The organism is Dietzia sp. DQ11-44, assembly GCF_014145205.1.
GTDB lineage: Bacteria > Actinomycetota > Actinomycetes > Mycobacteriales > Mycobacteriaceae > Dietzia > Dietzia natronolimnaea.
In genome coordinates, this window is sequence record NZ_JAALEC010000446.1 from 1 (window position 1) to 2061 (window position 2061).

Annotated in this window: 2 protein-coding genes; both read left to right on the top strand. The window is 69.2% G+C overall.

Annotated elements, in window-relative coordinates; all coding sequences use genetic code 11:
- The coding region (locus G6018_RS11580) for a ribonuclease J (RefSeq protein ID WP_277817776.1) at positions 1 to 1795 on the top strand (1795 nt) is incomplete at its 5' end.
- Positions 1796 to 1800: 5 nt separating this feature from the next.
- The coding region (locus G6018_RS11585; RefSeq protein WP_182639665.1) for a maleylpyruvate isomerase family mycothiol-dependent enzyme at positions 1801 to 2061 on the top strand (261 nt) is incomplete at its 3' end.

Sequence of the window (2061 nt, forward strand, 5' to 3'; positions counted from 1 at the left end):
CGGCGGCGGCCGTGGCCGTGGTGGCCGGGGCCGCGGTCGGGGTAACGGGACCACCTCCACCGCCGAGTTCGGGGGCGTCAAGACCATGCAGGGCGGGGACATGACGGTCCGGCTGCCCAGCCCGCCCAAGCCGCGCAAGGGTGCGATGCGCCTGGTCGCGCTCGGCGGGATCACGGAGATCGGCCGCAACATGATGACCTTCGAGTACGACTCGAAGCTTCTGATCGTGGACTGCGGTGTCCTGTTCCCGAGTTCGACGGAGCCCGGAGTCGACCTGATCCTCCCGGACTTCGGTCACATCGAGGACCGACTCGACCAGGTCGAGGCGCTCGTTCTCACGCACGCCCACGAGGACCACATCGGTGCGATCCCGTTCCTTCTCAAACTGCGCCCGAACATCCCTGTCGTGGGATCCAGGTTCACCCTGGCCCTGGTGGCGGCCAAGTGCCGGGAGCACCGGATCAAGCCGGTCTTCCAGCAGGTCGACGAGTCGAGCGTGAGTTCGTTCGGCCCGTTCGAGGTCCGCTACTTCGACGTCAACCACTCGATCCCCGAGTGCCTGGGCGTTGTCGTCCGTGCGGGCGGCAACTCCGTGATGATGTCGGGCGACATCAAGCTCGACCAGCTTCCCACCGACAAGCGGCCCACCGACCTGGCCAAGATGGCGCGGTTCGGCGACGAGGGTATCGACCTGCTGCTGTTGGACTCCACCAACGCCACCACCCCGGGAGTCAGCCGCTCGGAGTCCGAGGTCGGCCCCGCTCTCCAGCGGCTCATCAGCGACGCCCGCAGACTCGTCGTGGTGGCCTGCTTCGCCTCCAACGTCTACCGCGTGCAGTCCGTCATCGCGGCCGCCGAGGCCTGCGGCCGGAAGGTCGCGCTCACCGGTCGGTCCATGATCCGGAACATGGAGATCGCGCTCGAACTGGGTCTGCTCACGGACCCGAAGGGCGTTCTGATCGACATGGACGCCGCGGCGAAGCTCCCCTCCGAGAAGGTCCTCGTGATGACCACCGGGACCCAGGGGGAGTCGATGGCCGGGTTGTCCCGGATGGCCCGCCGCGAGCACCGGCAGATCAACCTCTCCGAGGGCGACACCGTCCTGTTCTCCTCGTCGATCGTCCCGGGCAACGAGGAGCCGGTCTTCAGCGTGCAGAACAGTCTGTCCCAGATGGGCGTGAACGTGGTGACCAGCCGCGATGCCAACATCCACGTCTCCGGACACGGGGACGCGGGCGAGCTGCTCTTCGTCTACAACGCCGTTCGGCCGAAGAACGCCATGCCCGTCCACGGAGAGTGGCGGCACCTGCGGGCCAACCGGGCCCTGGCGGTCGCGACCGGCGTGCCGGCGGAGAACGTGGTGCTCGCACAGAACGGCGTCGTGGTGGACCTCGTCGACGGCAAGGCGACCACCGTCGGTCAGATCCCGGTCGGCCACCTGTACGTGGACGGTCTGTCCACCGGCGACGTCGGCGACACCGTGCTGGCGGACCGCACCGCGCTGTCCGAGGACGGCTTCATCGTCGCCACGGTGGTGGTGGACCCCCGCACCGGTCGACCGGTGAGCAAGCCCCAGATCATCGCCAAGGGATTCACCGACGAGCCGGGCGCGTTGGCGCCGGTCGTCGAGCTGGTCGAGAACGCACTGTGGGACCTGGCAGGGGAGGGTGAGACCGACCCCTACCGACTCGCGCAGGCGGTCCGCCGCACCGTGGGCACCTGGGTCTCCGACAAGTGGCGTCGCAAGCCCATGATCGTGCCCACCGTCATCACCTCCGTGGCAGCGCAGGACTGAGTCCGGTGAACCCCGACCGGCGGACACTGGCGCAGCGGGAGCGCAGCGCTCTCGTCGAGACGATGCGCGCCGCCGGGCCGGAGGCACCGACGCTGTGCGCCGGGTGGACGACCCGGGATCTCGCGGCGCACCTGGTCGTGCGGGAGGCACGCCCCGACGCCGCCGCGGGAATCGTCCTGCCGGCGCTCGCCTCGCGGATGGAGGAACTGCGCCTCCGTGAGGCCGAGCGTCCGTGGGACGAACTGCTCGAGAAGATCGCGGCGGGA